The 14,324-nt window shown below is 59.5% G+C and carries 15 protein-coding genes; 8 read left to right on the forward strand and 7 right to left on the reverse strand.

Annotation, left to right across the window (positions count from 1 at the left end; genetic code table 11):
• Positions 1-14 precede the first annotated feature (14 nt).
• Entirely contained in the window at positions 15-932 is a 918-nt protein-coding gene (locus ACS3QZ_RS06280; RefSeq protein WP_456037057.1) for a LysR substrate-binding domain-containing protein, read from the forward strand.
• On the opposite strand, the gene ACS3QZ_RS06285 is transcribed toward ACS3QZ_RS06280, so the two are convergent.
• The 3 genes from ACS3QZ_RS06285 to ACS3QZ_RS06295 all read right to left on the reverse strand — a co-directional run bounded on the left by ACS3QZ_RS06285 (position 917) and on the right by ACS3QZ_RS06295 (position 4,238).
• Complete coding sequence (locus ACS3QZ_RS06285) at positions 917-1,666, reverse strand: DUF1353 domain-containing protein (protein ID WP_456037058.1); 750 nt, start codon at positions 1,664-1,666, stop codon at positions 917-919. The two genes, ACS3QZ_RS06280 and ACS3QZ_RS06285, sit on opposite strands and share 16 nt — an antisense overlap.
• Positions 1,667-1,724: 58 nt before the next feature.
• Positions 1,725-2,945, reverse strand: a complete 1,221-nt coding sequence (locus tag ACS3QZ_RS06290; protein ID WP_456037059.1) for an N-acetylmuramoyl-L-alanine amidase — start codon at positions 2,943-2,945, stop codon at positions 1,725-1,727.
• Between the two features lie 141 nt (positions 2,946-3,086).
• Complete coding sequence (locus ACS3QZ_RS06295; RefSeq protein ID WP_456037060.1) at positions 3,087-4,238, reverse strand: pyridoxal phosphate-dependent aminotransferase; 1,152 nt, start codon at positions 4,236-4,238, stop codon at positions 3,087-3,089.
• 23 nt (positions 4,239-4,261) lie between these two features.
• Between ACS3QZ_RS06295 and ACS3QZ_RS06300 the strand changes: the two genes are divergently transcribed.
• The 4 genes from ACS3QZ_RS06300 (at position 4,262) to ilvN (ending at position 9,062) form a co-directional block, all read left to right on the forward strand.
• Positions 4,262-5,623: a M48 family metalloprotease gene (locus tag ACS3QZ_RS06300; RefSeq protein ID WP_456037061.1), complete on the forward strand. Its 1,362-nt coding sequence runs from the start codon at positions 4,262-4,264 to the stop codon at positions 5,621-5,623.
• 11 nt (positions 5,624-5,634) lie between these two features.
• Positions 5,635-6,384, forward strand: coding sequence for a DsbA family protein (locus ACS3QZ_RS06305; protein WP_456037062.1), 750 nt, complete (start codon positions 5,635-5,637; stop codon positions 6,382-6,384).
• Positions 6,385-6,732: 348 nt separating this feature from the next.
• A complete protein-coding gene (locus ACS3QZ_RS06310) occupies positions 6,733-8,487 on the forward strand; it encodes an acetolactate synthase 3 large subunit (RefSeq protein ID WP_456037063.1) in 1,755 nt (584 codons plus the stop codon).
• An 11-nt stretch (positions 8,488-8,498) separates the two neighbouring features.
• The gene (gene ilvN / locus ACS3QZ_RS06315) at positions 8,499-9,062 is read left to right on the forward strand and encodes an acetolactate synthase small subunit (protein ID WP_456037064.1); all 564 of its coding nucleotides are present in this window, start codon (positions 8,499-8,501) and stop codon (positions 9,060-9,062) included.
• Between the two features lie 73 nt (positions 9,063-9,135).
• On the opposite strand, the gene ACS3QZ_RS06320 is transcribed toward ilvN, so the two are convergent.
• The gene (locus ACS3QZ_RS06320; RefSeq protein ID WP_456037065.1) at positions 9,136-9,510 is read right to left on the reverse strand and encodes a hypothetical protein; all 375 of its coding nucleotides are present in this window, start codon (positions 9,508-9,510) and stop codon (positions 9,136-9,138) included.
• A 224-nt stretch (positions 9,511-9,734) separates the two neighbouring features.
• On the opposite strand from ACS3QZ_RS06320, the gene ACS3QZ_RS06325 reads away from it, so the two are divergent.
• The 3 genes from ACS3QZ_RS06325 (at position 9,735) to ACS3QZ_RS06335 (ending at position 12,030) form a co-directional block, all read left to right on the forward strand.
• Positions 9,735-10,550 carry a helix-turn-helix domain-containing protein gene (locus tag ACS3QZ_RS06325; RefSeq protein ID WP_456037066.1) on the forward strand — a complete coding sequence of 272 codons (816 nt, stop codon included), beginning with the start codon at positions 9,735-9,737 and terminating at the stop codon, positions 10,548-10,550.
• A 119-nt stretch (positions 10,551-10,669) separates the two neighbouring features.
• Positions 10,670-11,821 carry an aromatic ring-hydroxylating oxygenase subunit alpha gene (locus tag ACS3QZ_RS06330; RefSeq protein WP_456037067.1) on the forward strand — a complete coding sequence of 384 codons (1,152 nt, stop codon included), beginning with the start codon at positions 10,670-10,672 and terminating at the stop codon, positions 11,819-11,821.
• Positions 11,818-12,030: a hypothetical protein gene (locus ACS3QZ_RS06335; protein WP_456037068.1), complete on the forward strand. Its 213-nt coding sequence runs from the start codon at positions 11,818-11,820 to the stop codon at positions 12,028-12,030. Before ACS3QZ_RS06330 ends, ACS3QZ_RS06335 begins: the two co-directional genes overlap by 4 nt.
• Positions 12,031-12,041: 11 nt before the next feature.
• Here ACS3QZ_RS06335 and ACS3QZ_RS06340 read toward each other — a convergent pair whose 3' ends face one another.
• The 3 genes from ACS3QZ_RS06340 to ACS3QZ_RS06350 are packed head-to-tail and all read right to left on the reverse strand — an operon-like array spanning position 12,042 to position 14,299.
• Positions 12,042-12,818 (reverse strand): DUF2189 domain-containing protein, encoded by a 777-nt coding sequence (locus ACS3QZ_RS06340; RefSeq protein ID WP_456037069.1) that lies wholly within the window; start codon positions 12,816-12,818, stop codon positions 12,042-12,044.
• A gap of 60 nt (positions 12,819-12,878) precedes the next feature.
• Positions 12,879-13,262, reverse strand: coding sequence for an amidase family protein (locus ACS3QZ_RS06345; protein WP_456037070.1), 384 nt, complete (start codon positions 13,260-13,262; stop codon positions 12,879-12,881).
• Positions 13,263-13,300: 38 nt separating this feature from the next.
• Positions 13,301-14,299 carry an amidase family protein gene (locus ACS3QZ_RS06350; protein ID WP_456037071.1) on the reverse strand — a complete coding sequence of 333 codons (999 nt, stop codon included), beginning with the start codon at positions 14,297-14,299 and terminating at the stop codon, positions 13,301-13,303.
• Positions 14,300-14,324: the final 25 nt, after the last annotated feature.

Genomic DNA, 14,324 nt, shown 5'->3' on the forward strand with positions numbered 1-14,324 from the left:
AATCCAGACTCGCCATGCGCCTTCCACCTCTCAACGCCCTGCGTGCCTTCGAAGCCGCCGCCCGTCACAACGGCTACATAGCCGCTGCCGATGAACTCCACGTCACCCGCGGGGCCATAAGCCGACACGTGAAACTGCTTGAACAGCATCTCGGCGTATCCCTTTTTCGCCGCCACCATCAGGGCGTCGACCTCACCGAACCCGGTGCAGCCCTGCAAAAAGTGCTGGCCCAATCCTTTGGCGCCATCGCCGCCGAGACCCGGCGGATCACGGCACAAGCAAACGAACTGCGTATCATCTGCCCGCCGACGCTTTCGATCCGCTGGCTTTTTCCGCATCTCGATGGGTTTCGCGCCCGGCACCCCGATATCCGACTGCGCCTGACCACTGACTTTTATGGAGAGGGCGGTTTTGACGCCGGTGAACATGATCTCGGGGTCTCAATGGAACACTGGCCGGGTCGTTCGCCTGACCTACAGGTACAACCACTCTTTCCCCTGCGCCTCAGCCCGGCCTGCGCGCCCGAACTCATCGCAGCATCGCCGCGCCTTGAAAACCCAGCCACCCTCGCCTCCCGGAGGCTGCTTCACGTCAACGCCCACCGCGCCGACTGGCCGCTCTGGGCCGCCCGATTTGCCCCCGGCTCGCTGGACACCGACACCGGCGAATTCTTCCCCAACCTCGACATGGCGGTGCGCGCGGCGACACTGGGCGCGGGAATAGTCATGGCCGACATCTATCTATGTCAGGAAGAACTGAGCAGCGGCCAATTATGCCTGCCTTTCCCGGACATGTCCTGTCCGACTGACCATGGTCGATATGCTCTAATCGGGCCTGCCGATCGGTGGCACGACCCCAAGGTCAAAGCCTTCCGCGCTTGGGCTGAAGAATTGAGTGGGGCGCTCATAACATCGGTTCAATCGAAAGAATAATCCGCCACGACATAGGCCACCTGCCCTTCTGCGATCTTCATCGGCTGGGCTTTCGTGGCCCGGGCAAGCGCCGCCCCCGCCCGCAACCCCTTGTCTTCATTGACCGAGCGAAGAAGGTGATCATGTTCCGGCGTCAGTTCTCCATCACGACAGGCTCCCACCTCGCTCCAAAGCTGGTGTGACAGTGGCCCCGCCGTGAAAGAGCTGATCACCGGGCCGGACACGGTGTCTCCCCCTGATACCTCGTGATCGCTGACAAGTGTCTTGATCGTCTCGGCCATCACCTGTGCACTCTCGCGGAATGTCATCTTCGCGAGCTTCTCCATCTCCGGTGTCGCAAGGTCCTCGTCGAAATGAGCCTCGTCATTCATGCATTTGCGCGCGACGAACACCCAGTCATGAATGACATATGCCGGCCCGAATCCCCAGGCATTGAACCCCGGCATCGCCTGCACAGCGCGGGGGATGGACCCGCCATCAGTGAAAAACGCTTCTGGCACGATCACCGCACTGCCTTCGGAAGGATTGGCATCCAAACTCCGTTTGAATGTCAGTGCATCGCCCGCACGCGGCACATAGAGAAACCGCCCATCCCCCAGCAACGCCGTGTCCGCAGACCCAACCCACAGCAGGTAGACAGAACCCGAAAACTCGCCCCGCTTAACATTGTCATAGTCGACATGGGCACATCCGCCCACAGCAAGAATACCAAGAACAAAAGCCCAACGAACCATTACGACCATCCCGAAATTCAGGATCAGACTGGCCGGGCGGACGGCTTCGGGTCAAGCGTTACTGCCGTATAAGCGCTTTCGCCGCCTTGTCCGCGATTACCCAAGCCTGCAACCCGTCCCGGATGCCCGCGGCCATGGCGGCACGCCAGCCAGAGTCTCGTAGATTGGCCAGGTCTTTCTGCGACGACAGAAAGCCCAGTTCGATCAGGATCGACGGAATATCCGCCGCCTTGAGCACCGAAAATGCCGCTTCCCGGTGCGGCTTGCGATTGAGCGCACCCGTTGATTGCTTCATGGCCTTGACCATTTCCTGCGCCAGACGCTGTGTGCGAGGTTGTGTCTCCATGCGCGCAAGGTCCAGAAGGATGTCTGTCACCTCGTCATCAGCGCCCGAAAGATCCACCCCGGAAAGGATGTCCGCCCGGTCATGCCGCTCGGCCAAGATCGCCGAAGCCGCATCACTTGCCTCCTCGGACAAGGTATAGACCGTAGCCCCGTGCGCATTTCCCTGGCTGAGAGAATCCGCGTGCAGCGAGATGAAAACATCCGCCCCCGCCTGATGCGCGATCGCCACCCGTCGCTCAAGCGACACGAATTCATCCGCATCCCGTGTCAATATCACTTCGAAGCCGCCCGCCCGGCGCAACGTGTCGCGCAACTCGCGCGCAAATCCAAGCATCAGTTCCTTTTCCTGATCCCCGTCCCGCTCCGCACCCGGGTCGATCCCACCATGTCCCGGGTCGATGACCACGACAGTCGGCGCCCATTCCGGGCGCTCGGGCCGAGCGGATTTCACATTGGCTGGTTCGGGTAAATCCCAACGCGGATCATGAGGCGCGCCGGCCGCGGCCGCGTAATCGAGTGGTCCGACAGGCTTCAAAGTAACCGCCAAACGCGCCCGCCCGCTAGCCTCGTCCACTTCCAGCCCCGCCTCCGACACCATCAACGGCTTTCCGAGATCGAGTACCAACCGACTCCACCCGGGACGATAGAGGCCGAAGCGCACCGCTTCCACGCCTTCAACCGCACCGAAATCCGCCGCCTTTACACCACTCCAGTCGATCTCGCGGAAATCCATGACCAGTCGGCGCGGCTCATCCAGGTGAAACACCCGCCAAGGCACCCCCTGGCTCAGGGCCAGATCCAGCGTCACGGCCCCGCGCCACCCTTCACGCAGACCGCTTTTGACCATATCGGGTCGCGCCAGCGCGGAAAACTCCTGTGTCGCCGCCACACTGACCCAGACCAATGTCACCAGAACTGCCAAAAACCTGCTCATTGCCCTCACCCGGCTGCCATGCCGCACCCTATATCACCGCACGACCCCGGCCCACTCTTCATTTTGCCAAAAATACTCCGGGGGTGACGTTTGAAAATCCCCGCATTTTCAAACGAGGGGGCAGCACCCCCAGCCCCGGCATCAGACAAAACCGCGCGCCGCCATGAAGCGCTGCAACCGAGTCAATCCTTCCGAGATATCCGCGCTTGAGCGTGCATAGGAAAACCTCAAGGTCTGGTGCCCGCGAATGGGGTCGAAATCCAACCCGGGAGTCACCGCAACACCAGCTTCCTGAAGGATTTCGCGCGCGAAGGCCCGGCTGTCCTGTGTGAAGGCACTGACGTCGACATAAAAATAGAACGCACCATCCGGCGGCGCGAACCGCGTGAACCCTGCCTTTGGCAACCCGTCGATCATCAGCGCGCGGTTTTCACGATAGACGGCCATGTTGGCTTCCAGTTCGTCATCGCAATCCATTGCCGCAAGAGCCGCCACCTGGCTGGCATGGGGCGCACAGATGAACATGTTCTGCGCCAGTCGCTCAACCTGCCGTACGTGATCTTCGGGCACCACCATCCAACCCGCACGCCATCCGGTCATGCTGAAATACTTCGAAAACGAGTTAATGACATAGGCCTCGTCCGTGATTTCCAGCGCCGTCACCGCCTTGGCCTCGTATTCGATGCCGTGGTAGATTTCGTCACTGATGAAGGCCGCCTGCTTTTCGGCGCACAAGTCGATCAATGCCCCCATCTCCCGCTTGTCCAGCATCGTGCCCGTCGGATTCGCTGGCGACGCCACCATCAGTCCCTCGAAATCCAGTTTCGAAAGGTCTCCCGGAACCGGCTGCAAACGGTTCTCATTGGCGGTCTGAATATCCAGGGGTGTCAGCGACAGCGCTTTGAGGATCTGCCGGTAACTCGGATATCCCGGCGCTCCGATCGCCACCCGGTCCCCTGCGTCAAAAAGCGCCGTGAACGCCAGCAGGAACGCCCCAGATGACCCCGGCGTGACAATCACCCGGGCGGGGTTCAGATCGACATTATACCAATCCCCGTAAAGCCGCGCGATTCGCGCCCTCAATTCGGGGATACCCAAAGCCACGGTATATCCCAGGGCATCCGTCTTCATCGCCTGGGCCAATGCCCGTCGCGCACCTTCGGGTGCAGCCGTGCCCGGTTGGCCCACTTCCATATGGATGATGTGACGCCCTTCCGCCTCGGCCTGCCGCGCCGCTTCCATGACATCCATCACAATGAAGGGATCAACCGCCCCACGCCTTGAGTTCCGCATCAAATTCGTCCCTATTGTCGCCCATGAGGTTTCACCGCGAAAAGACGGCGTCGTCAATCCATGCTTTCCGACTGCTCGCCGCCTGCTTGGTGGCGTGCCTTGCGTTTGTATGGACAAGCCTGCCTGCGCGCGCTGCGTCATTGGTGCGGGATGCCGACATTGAACACGCGTTGTCGCGCATGGCAGCTCCTCTCCTGACCGCGTCGGGCCTAGGTGGAAACGTCCGTATCCTGCTGATCAATGACCGCTCTCTCAACGCCTTCGTGATCGATTCCCAGCACATCTTCATTCACACCGGCATGATTTCCAAGATGGATACGCCGGAAAAACTACAGGCCGTCATTGCCCACGAGGCGGCCCATATCGCAAACGGGCATATCGCGCGGCGCATGGCCAACATCGATTCTGCCCGGTCACTTGCGGGTCTGGGCATGGCGCTGGCGCTTGTCGCCGCAGCGGCAAGCGGGCGTGGCGACGTCGCAGGCGGCGTCGCCCTTGGGATACAGTCTTCAGCCGAACGGCAATTCCTCGCCCATTCGCGCGCGGAAGAGGCCTCGGCAGATCAATCCGGCGTTCGTTACATGGCTGCAGCGGGGATCGACCCCTTGGGGGCCGTGCAGGTACACGAGGTATTTGCCGGGCAAGAGCTGCTCAGCGTGTCGCGCCAGGATCCTTATACCCGCTCGCATCCCCTTACCCGTGACAGGATGCGTGCCATGCAGAGATTCGTCTCTGCCTATGCAGGCAAATCGGCGCCTCAGCCGGAAATGGAATACTGGTACGAGCGCGCGCGCGGCAAGGTCACAGCTTTCACCAACCCGCCGAATTGGACCCTCAAACGCGCCGCAGAGAGCAACGCCGAAGACGTTCGGCTGATGCGCGAAGCGGTCGCCTATCATCGCCTGTCCGACCGTGCTACAGCTCTGAACCGCATCGACCGGGCTATCGCACTGCGTCCCAACGACGCCTACTACTACGATCTCAAGGGGCAAATCCTGCTTGAAGGCCGCCAGTTCAATGGCGCGGTCAAGGCTTATTCTCGCGCCGCCGAACTGGCGCCGGGAAACCCGCTGATCCTCGGCGGGCTGGGCCGCGCCCTTCTGACAGTCAATCGCCCGAAAGAGGCTTTGAAACACCTGGAAAAGGCCCGACAGCGCGACTTTCGAGATCCTCGCATTCTACGCGACCTTGGCTCTGCATACGCCCAGGTCGGTAACAACGGCATGGCCTCATTGTCCACTGCCGAACGCTATGCCCTGCAAGGGCGACTCAAGGATGCCGCCATCCATGCCAAACGCGCCAGCGGCCTGTTGCCGCGCGGGTCTGGCCCATGGCGGCGTGCAGAAGACATCATCGTGGCCGCCAAACGCGCCGCCCAGAAGTGACGGAGACACTCATGAAACGCTTTCTTTCAACCTCGATTATCGCCCTTGGTCTTGCGGCGTCGCCAGCCGTGGCCTTTGACATGGACTCCATGTCCAAGGACGAACGCGCCGCGTTTCGCGCCGAGGTTCGCGCCTATCTTCTGGACAATCCCGAAGTGATCATGGAAGCGGTCGAACTTCTCGAAAAACGCACTGCCGCCGCAGAGGCCGCGCATGATCTGGCGCTGGTTCAGGTCAACGCCGACGCGATTTTCAACGACGGTTTCTCTTGGGTTGGCGGAAATCCTGAAGGCGACGTAACGCTTGTCGAGTTCATCGATTACCGCTGCGGCTACTGCCGCAAGGCTTTCGACGAGGTCGAACAGTTGATCGAGACCGACGGTAATATCCGCATGATCGTCAAGGAGTTTCCGATCCTCGGAGAAGCTTCCATGCTCAGCTCGCGATATGCGATCGCCGTAAAAAACACTCTTGGAGATGACGAGTACAAGCTCGCGCACAACGCGCTGATCAACTTCAAGGGAGACGTAAACGCCGCCTCGCTCACCCGCATTTCAGAAAGCCTGGGTTTCGAAGCCGCGCCCCTGCTTGCGGCCATGGACAGCGCCGACGTTACAGAGGAAATTCGCCAGACCCGTGCACTGGCTCAAAAGCTGCAGATTTCCGGCACACCAACTTTCGTTCTTCAGGATCAACTCCTGCGCGGCTACCTGCCACTGGACAACATGCTAGCCCTGGTGGACGAAAAACGCGCTAAGTGACTTTGCAAAACGGTGCTGCGCCTGAATCTTGGCGCGCAGCACCTATTTCGCCACCCCACTTTTGCGCATATGTCCGTCAAACCGGGTGTTTGCGCAACAATCGAAAAGAAAAACATCACGTCGAGACACATTTTCTGCCTCATTCGCGGTTGACGCCGCGGCGCGGCGCAAATAAGGTCCGCTTCGAACGCAAAAAGGAAACCAGACGATGCATTCGCTAGTCGTAGTCGTAGGATTTTGGCGCATGGGCCGGTAACGGACACCATAATGGAACCCCATGCGCCCCCGTCAGATGATCGGGGGCTTTTTTGTGTGAATGAATTGATGACGGTGTAAACGGAGAGACAGATGGCACGTCAGATGACCGGAGCGAGAATGGTAGTCCAAGCCCTCAAGGATCAGGGTGTGGACACGGTATTCGGATATCCCGGCGGGGCTGTCCTGCCGATCTATGACGAAATCTTCCAGCAAAACGATATTCGCCACATCCTCGTGCGCCACGAACAGGGCGCCGTTCATGCCGCCGAAGGTTATGCCCGATCGACCGGCAAGGTCGGCGTTGCGCTGGTGACTTCGGGTCCTGGCGCCACCAACGCCGTGACCGGCCTGACCGACGCGCTGCTCGACTCGATCCCAATCATCGTGCTTTCCGGTCAGGTGCCGACCTTCATGATTGGTTCGGATGCGTTCCAGGAAGCCGACACCGTGGGCATCACCCGCCCCTGCACCAAGCATAACTGGCTGGCCAAGGACACCGCGACCCTGTCGGAGACTATCCATCAGGCTTTCCACGTGGCGCGCTCGGGCCGTCCCGGTCCGGTGCTTGTCGACATCCCCAAGGACGTACAGTTCGCCTCGGCCACATACACGGCACCGCAGGCCACGAACACCTCGAACTATCAGCCTCAGATCCGGGGCGACATCGAGATGATCAACGAATTGGTCGAAGCCCTCGAGACTGCCGAGCGTCCGGTTTTCTACACAGGTGGCGGCGTGATCAACTCCGGCCCCAAGGCATCCGAACTGTTGCGCGAACTGGTCGAAGCCACGGGCATTCCGATCACCTCGACCCTGATGGGTCTCGGCGCATACCCGGCCTCAGGCAAGAACTGGCTGGGTATGCTCGGCATGCATGGTCTCTACGAGGCCAACATGGCAATGCACGGGTGTGATCTGATGATCAACGTTGGTGCACGTTTCGACGACCGTATCACCGGTCTGATCGACGCGTTCTCGCCAAAGTCCAAAAAGGCGCATATCGACATTGATCCTTCGTCGATCAACAAGGTGATCAAGACCGACATTCCGATCGTGGGCGACGTGGCCAGCGTTCTCGACGATATTCTCAAGGTCTGGAAGGCGCGCGGGCGCAATCTCAACCGTGACGGCATTGCCAAGTGGCAGAAACAGATCGATGAATGGCGCAAAGTGGACTGCCTGCACTTCAAGCAAGAGGGCAAGGTGATCAAACCGCAATATGCGCTCCAGCGTCTCGAAGCCCTGACCAAGGACAAAGACCGTTACATCACCACCGAGGTCGGCCAGCACCAGATGTGGGCGGCCCAGTTCCTTGGCTTCGAAGATCCCAACCGCTGGATGACCTCTGGTGGTCTGGGCACGATGGGCTATGGCTTCCCGGCGTCGATTGGTGTGCAGATGGCCCATCCCGAAAGCCTCGTGATCAACGTCGCGGGCGAAGCCAGCTGGCTGATGAACATGCAGGAAATGGGCACCGCCGTTCAGTTCCGCCTGCCGGTGAAACAGTTCATCCTCAACAACGAGCGCCTTGGCATGGTGCGCCAGTGGCAGGAACTCTTGCATGGCGAACGCTACTCGCACTCCTGGTCCGAAGCCCTGCCCGATTTCGTCAAACTCGCCGAGGCCTTCGGGGCCAAGGGGATCTATTGCGACAACCCGGATGATCTTGATGATGCAATCCTTGAAATGATCAACCATGACGGCCCGGTGATCTTTGACTGCCTCGTTGAAAAGCACGAAAACTGTTTCCCGATGATCCCGTCGGGCAAGCCCCACAATGAAATGCTTCTGGGCGAGGCTTCGACGCAAGGCGCGATCGAAGCTGGTGGCGCGGTTCTGGTGTAAGGATAAGAAAGATGGCTGCTCTAAAAATCAAAAAAGGCTCGACCAAGCATTCCGCCTACAACCTGCGCCCCAATTTCTCGGACGTGCAGGAAACCCACACGCTCGCCGTCGTGGTGGACAACGAACCGGGCGTGCTCGCCCGCGTCATCGGCCTGTTCTCGGGCCGGGGATACAACATCGAAAGCCTGACAGTGGCCGAGATCGACCACACCGGGCACCAGTCACGTATTACCGTTGTCACCAAGGGCACGCCGCAGGTCATCGAGCAGATCAAGACCCAACTGGGTCGCATCGTGCCGGTGCATCAGGTCAACGACTTGACCGTTGAGGGACCCTCGGTTGAACGTGAACTGGGCCTCTTCAAGGTTTCCGGCGCAGGAGACAAGCGGGTCGAGGCGCTGCGTTTGGCCGATATCTTCCGTGCAAATGTCGTGGACAGCACGCTGGAAAGCTTTGTCTTCGAAATCACCGGAGCTCCGGAAAAGATCGATGCATTCGCTGACCTGATGCGCCCGCTCGGGCTCATCGAGGTGGCACGGACCGGCGTCGCGGCCTTGTCGCGCGGCGCCGCCTAAGGCTCAGCGGACAGCACAATGAAATTGGGGGCCTCACGGCCCCCTTTTTTGTCCGGAGATGATCAATCCTGACTCAGGCCAGCTCCAGCGTGCGATCTGATTGGCGCGCTCTGGCGGCAGCAAAGGAAATAACGTCACCGGTTTCGAAACCTGCGCGAGTTGCCTGCCTGCCGGCGGGTCGGCGTTCGATCACCTTGCCCGGTGTCTGCGCGCACAACGTATCGGAGAGTCCTGAATACGCGCCATGCATTACGGGGCGGGGATTCTTGGCATAACGCTGATGACGCTCTTCGCTGAGCTCGAACTGCACCAGATCACCTGCATCGAGTCCCAAAAGAGCGTCAGGTTGCTCGGACCCACCATTGAAAAATGCCAAATCTCCGTGATCCTCGCACCAGATTACGGCTTTGCTGTCATTCGTATCACTCCAGAGCACCACGCCAAGCATTTGAGTTCTAACTCCTTTTCGCCTCTTGACTGAGTTTCACAAAAGAAGCTGGAGGGTGACATTGAAATTTCCGCGTCTGTGTCCGCAAAATTGTGTCGACTTGAAGCATACCTGATGCCACTATGCGTCAAGTTGATGCTAAATCGCATCACCTTCAAATGTGATGACTAAAAACAAGCAGCAAATGATAGAATGCACCATAAAAAAACCAACCGGAGGGTGAATTGAACGACGGAACTTCTTCCTTACGTCCGCAGAAATCGCCAGCGGAACTGCGCCAGATGCTTGGGCAGAACCTGCGGATTCTCGCGCGCGGCTATCCATCTGTATCCCGATTATGCAGAGAGCTTGGAATCAACCGAACACAATTCAATCGCTACCTGTCCAGCGAAAGCTTCCCGAGACCCGACGTTCTGCACCGTATATGTACCTTCTTCGACGTCGACGCCCGTATCCTTCTTGAACCGCTCGAAGACCTCAGTGTCGAAAAAGGCGTACTCAACCACCCATTGATTGCCGACTATGTCGGCACCGGAATGACCGACATCCCGCAGGACGTGTTCCCGGATGGGTTTTATCGTTTTTCCCGGCGCAGTTTCATCGAACAGGAACTCATCATCATCGGCCTCGTCTATGTCTTTCGCAAGGACGACCACACATTCATTCGCGGCTATGAAGCCAAGGAAGCCATGCAGGAACAGGGCCTGCCCACAGACAGCGCCACGCGCGAGTTTCGCGGTGTGATTCTGCCCCAGGAAGACGGCGTCGCCGCTCTGGTGAGCCATGCCCGCACTATGGCGACCTCCTTCAACTATCTCAGCCGTGTTGCCTCGTTCCAGAACCACTACTGGATCGGCTATGCCACCCGCACCGTGCGTGAAACCGTAACCGGATGCCGTGCTGCTCGCCTGGTCTATGAACATCTGGGCAAGGATACCGCCACTGTTCTTCAGGCAGCCCGTTCCGTCGGTTTCTGCAGCCCGGAAGAGCTTATGCCCTATCACCGCAAACTCCTGCAATTGGATCGGCCGTTCAGCTAGGCCTCCCCCACAATCTCCGCGCAAAAAGTCGGTCTGGGTCATTCCGTGTCGCTGTTGGGCAATCCCTTTGGCGTTTCACGGCGTTACCCTTGCCGAGACGCGCAGGGGGAGAAACCGATATGACCATCACGACCAACCTTTCGGCGGTGCGCCGCCCTGTTGAAACTGCCAACGGCCTTGGCAATGAACACTACACGGATCCTGCCCAGTTCGAGGTGGAGAAGCGTGCCGTGTTGCTCTCGACATGGGCCGGTCTGGCCGTTGCCGCGGACGTTCCCGAACCGGGTGACGCGGTGCCGATTTCGTTCTTGGGAATGCCGCTGCTCCTCATCCGCGACCGCGAGGGTCAGGTCCGTGTCTTTTATAACACCTGCCGCCACCGCGGGATGATCCTTGTCGAAGAACCGCGCAAGATCGAGGGCGCAATCCGTTGCCCCTATCATTCCTGGTGCTATGCCACCGATGGCCGCCTGGTCACCACACCGCATGTCGGCGGACCCGGTCAGAACACCCACCCGGACGTGAACCGCAACGAACTTGGCCTCGCCGAGGTACGCAGCCATATCTGGCGCGACGTGGTGTACGTGAATATCTCGGGAGACGCCCCCGCCTTTGAAGAGGTCCATGCCGACCTGTTGCAACGCTGGGCGGAATTCGAGAAACCGCTGCATCACGGTGGGCACGACAGCAAGTTCACCCTCGATGTGAAAACCAACTGGAAGCTGGCCGTCGAAAACTACTGTGAAAGCTATCACCTGCCGTGGGTTCATCCGGGCCTGAACAGCTATTCGCGCCTCGAAGATCACTACAATATCAACGTGCCGGGGCAGTATTCCGGCCAGGGCACGCTGGTCTATCGTCAATTGCGCGGCGGAGAAGACCAGGTTTTCCCCGATTTCGACGGATTGTCTTCGCAATGGGATGAGGGCGCCGAATATGTCGCCGTCTATCCCAACGTCCTGCTGGGCGTGCATCGTGACCACGCCTTCGCCATCATCCTGGAACCTGTCAGCCTGGATCAGACTTCCGAGCATGTGCATCTCTACTATGCCCAGCCCAGCACGGACGAATCCATGCGTGCCAAGAATGCCCAACAATGGAAAACCGTGTTCGAAGAGGACGTATTTGTCGTCGAAGGCATGCAACGCGGTCGCCATGCGGTCGGTTTCGACGGCGGGCGCTTTTCTCCGGCGATGGATGGGCCGACGCATTGCTTCCACGATTGGGTGGCAAGTCGCCTGCAAGCGCATGAGACCGTCGCCGCCGAATGAGAGACCTTGATCAGCGCCTGCTCGCGGCGCATGCCGACAATGACCGGCAGGCGCTGGTAACTCTTTATGCTCAGGCCGCCGAAGCCGCGTCAGATGACATCGCCCGCGGCTTCTACCTGACCCACGCTTACGTTTTTGCATTAGAAAGCGCCCATCCAGACGCAGCCAGTTTACGGGCACGCCTCAAGTCGATGGGACGCGAGTATTAAGTCGGACCGCCCTACTCTGCCGCGTGCTGCATCAGCGAATAGAGGTGCCATGTGGCGTGCCCCAAAAGTGGCAGGACAATCAGCAATCCAAGAAACGCGGGAATCATCGCGACAAATGTCAGACCGGAAACGATCATGGCCCAGACCATCATGATCACAAAATTCGCCTGCACCGCCTGAAACGAGGTGATCATTGCCGTGACAAAATCGACCTCCCGGTCAAGCAGCAGCGGCAGGGAAATCACCGTGATCATGTACAGCAACAGCGCAAACGCGGCGCCCACCACCGTTCCGAACGCCAACATCTGAAGACCGCTTCCCGAAAGATAGACCTCGTAGGAGCTCGATACATTGGTCATGGTCGACAACCCAAGGAACAGCGCAAAGATCATGTGGGCTAGAAAGAACCAGAACAGGAAAACGATAATGATGACCGCACAGATCGACGGCAATTGCCGTTTGCTCTGCCGTCCGATCACGCCGAATATCGCGTACCAGTCCATCGCCTCACCCTGTTCCAAACGGCGCGACACCTCATAAAGGCCGACGGCGGCAAAGGGGCCGATCAAAGGAAACCCGATCGCGGCAAAAACCAACCAATAACTCTGCCCGGTCGCCACGGTAACCCACGCCATGAACCAACCCGCGATGACATAAAACAGCGCAAAAGCAATCCCGTAGCCCGGCTTGGCCCTGAAGTCCTTCCACCCCCTGTGCAGCGCTTCGCGCAACATTGCGCCTGTCACTGCACCCAGATCGGGTACACCCTGTTTTGGTGCCTTCGGCATGCATTCCTCCCTCTGCATGTCTGCGCGTAGCGACCAAGAGACAGGGATTCCCGGTACAAATCAACCTTCGTGAATGTTTGGCGGATATTTTTGCGGCCAGAACGTTGCCTCGTGATAGGCCTGTGCCACTTCGAGGAGCGCGGTGTCGCTCCCCTTCGCCCCGATCAGCTGCACGCCCATGGGCAAACCTTGATCGTTGAACCCGACAGGCACGCTGATCGCGGGCAGCCCCAAAAGGCTGACCGGCACCATGACCTGCATCCAGCGATGATAGGTATCCATCGCCACACCATTGATCTCGCTTGGCCATTCCCAATCCACCGGGAAAGGCCAGCACTGCGCCACCGGGAGCGCCAGAACGTCATACTGCTCAAACAGCCCGGCGGCCCGCGCAAACCACGCCGCCCGCACGGCATTCGCCCTGTGCAAGGCGCGTGCGTCCATGACGAGCCCCCGCTCGACTTCCCATTGCGCCTCCGGTTTCAGACGCTGTCGTGCAACAGGATCGTCAAATAACGACGCCAACTCTCCGGCAAGGGCAAAGCTGCGCAAATCCGTCCAGGCCCAAAAGATGTCTTCGGCATCAAACGGGGGCGCCAGCGCCACAACCTCGCGCCCAAGACCTCGAGACATTGCAGCCCTTCCCGACACAGGTCCACGATCCCCGGCTCCATCGGCATGGCACCGCCCCAATCCCCAAGCCAGCCAATCCGCTTGCCCGCGGTGCTGCACTTTTCGGGCAGGGTCCAGTTCTGCAGCGGCATGTTGAACGGCACACGCGGCTCGAAACGCGCCATCACCGACAGCAACAGCGCGACGTCGCGCGGGCTGCGCGCCATGGGTCCAATCGTGGACAATTGCTGCCAGAAACTCTCGCTACCCGCTTCACGCGGCACCACTCCCCAACTGGGGCGGAACCCGTAGACGTTGTTCCAGACCGCCGGATTGCGCAGGCTGCCCATCATGTAGCTGCCATCCGCCAGGGCCACCATCCCCGTCGCCAATGCGGCCCCCGCCCCGCCAGACGACCCGCCCGCCGTACGATCCAATGCATATGGGTTGCGTGTTACGCCATGCACCGGGTTGTAGCTGTGACTGCCCAGACCAAATTCCGGGACATTGGTCTTGCCGATGAAAATCGCGCCCTCCGCACGCATCGCGGCCACGAAAGCACTGTCTTTTTCCGACAGATGCTCCGCAAAAAGTGGTGAGCCTTGCGTGTTACGCGTGCCTTTGACATCCGCCAACGCCTTTACAGCGATCGGCAGCCCGTGCAATGCCCCCTTGACTTCAGCCGCATCCGCGTCGCGCGCTTCCGCCATCAAACTGTTCGGGTCGCGCAGATCAACGATTGCATTCACTGCCCCGTTTCGGATCGAGATCCGTTCCAGCGTTTGCGCCATCAGCGCCTCAGCCGTCACACCCCCCAATCTCAATGTCGCAAGAATGGCCCCTGCGTCCTGATCCAGCATCGTTCCCATAGACTTCTCCCTCGCTCCACAGAAC

The organism is Shimia sp. W99 (assembly GCF_053851455.3).

Coding starts and splice junctions, on each gene's coding strand:
- ACS3QZ_RS06280 (WP_456037057.1), top strand. CDS start 15: ATGCGCCTTCCACCTCTCAACGCCCTGCGTGCCTTCGAAGCCGCCGCC.
- ACS3QZ_RS06285 (WP_456037058.1), bottom strand. CDS start 1,666: ATGGTTCGTTGGGCTTTTGTTCTTGGTATTCTTGCTGTGGGCGGATGT.
- ACS3QZ_RS06290 (WP_456037059.1), bottom strand. CDS start 2,945: ATGAGCAGGTTTTTGGCAGTTCTGGTGACATTGGTCTGGGTCAGTGTG.
- ACS3QZ_RS06295 (WP_456037060.1), bottom strand. CDS start 4,238: ATGCGGAACTCAAGGCGTGGGGCGGTTGATCCCTTCATTGTGATGGAT.
- ACS3QZ_RS06300 (WP_456037061.1), top strand. CDS start 4,262: ATGAGGTTTCACCGCGAAAAGACGGCGTCGTCAATCCATGCTTTCCGA.
- ACS3QZ_RS06305 (WP_456037062.1), top strand. CDS start 5,635: ATGAAACGCTTTCTTTCAACCTCGATTATCGCCCTTGGTCTTGCGGCG.
- ACS3QZ_RS06310 (WP_456037063.1), top strand. CDS start 6,733: ATGGCACGTCAGATGACCGGAGCGAGAATGGTAGTCCAAGCCCTCAAG.
- ilvN (WP_456037064.1), top strand. CDS start 8,499: ATGGCTGCTCTAAAAATCAAAAAAGGCTCGACCAAGCATTCCGCCTAC.
- ACS3QZ_RS06320 (WP_456037065.1), bottom strand. CDS start 9,510: ATGCTTGGCGTGGTGCTCTGGAGTGATACGAATGACAGCAAAGCCGTA.
- ACS3QZ_RS06330 (WP_456037067.1), top strand. CDS start 10,670: ATGACCATCACGACCAACCTTTCGGCGGTGCGCCGCCCTGTTGAAACT.
- ACS3QZ_RS06335 (WP_456037068.1), top strand. CDS start 11,818: ATGAGAGACCTTGATCAGCGCCTGCTCGCGGCGCATGCCGACAATGAC.
- ACS3QZ_RS06340 (WP_456037069.1), bottom strand. CDS start 12,818: ATGCCGAAGGCACCAAAACAGGGTGTACCCGATCTGGGTGCAGTGACA.
- ACS3QZ_RS06345 (WP_456037070.1), bottom strand. CDS start 13,262: ATGGACGCACGCGCCTTGCACAGGGCGAATGCCGTGCGGGCGGCGTGG.
- ACS3QZ_RS06350 (WP_456037071.1), bottom strand. CDS start 14,299: ATGGGAACGATGCTGGATCAGGACGCAGGGGCCATTCTTGCGACATTG.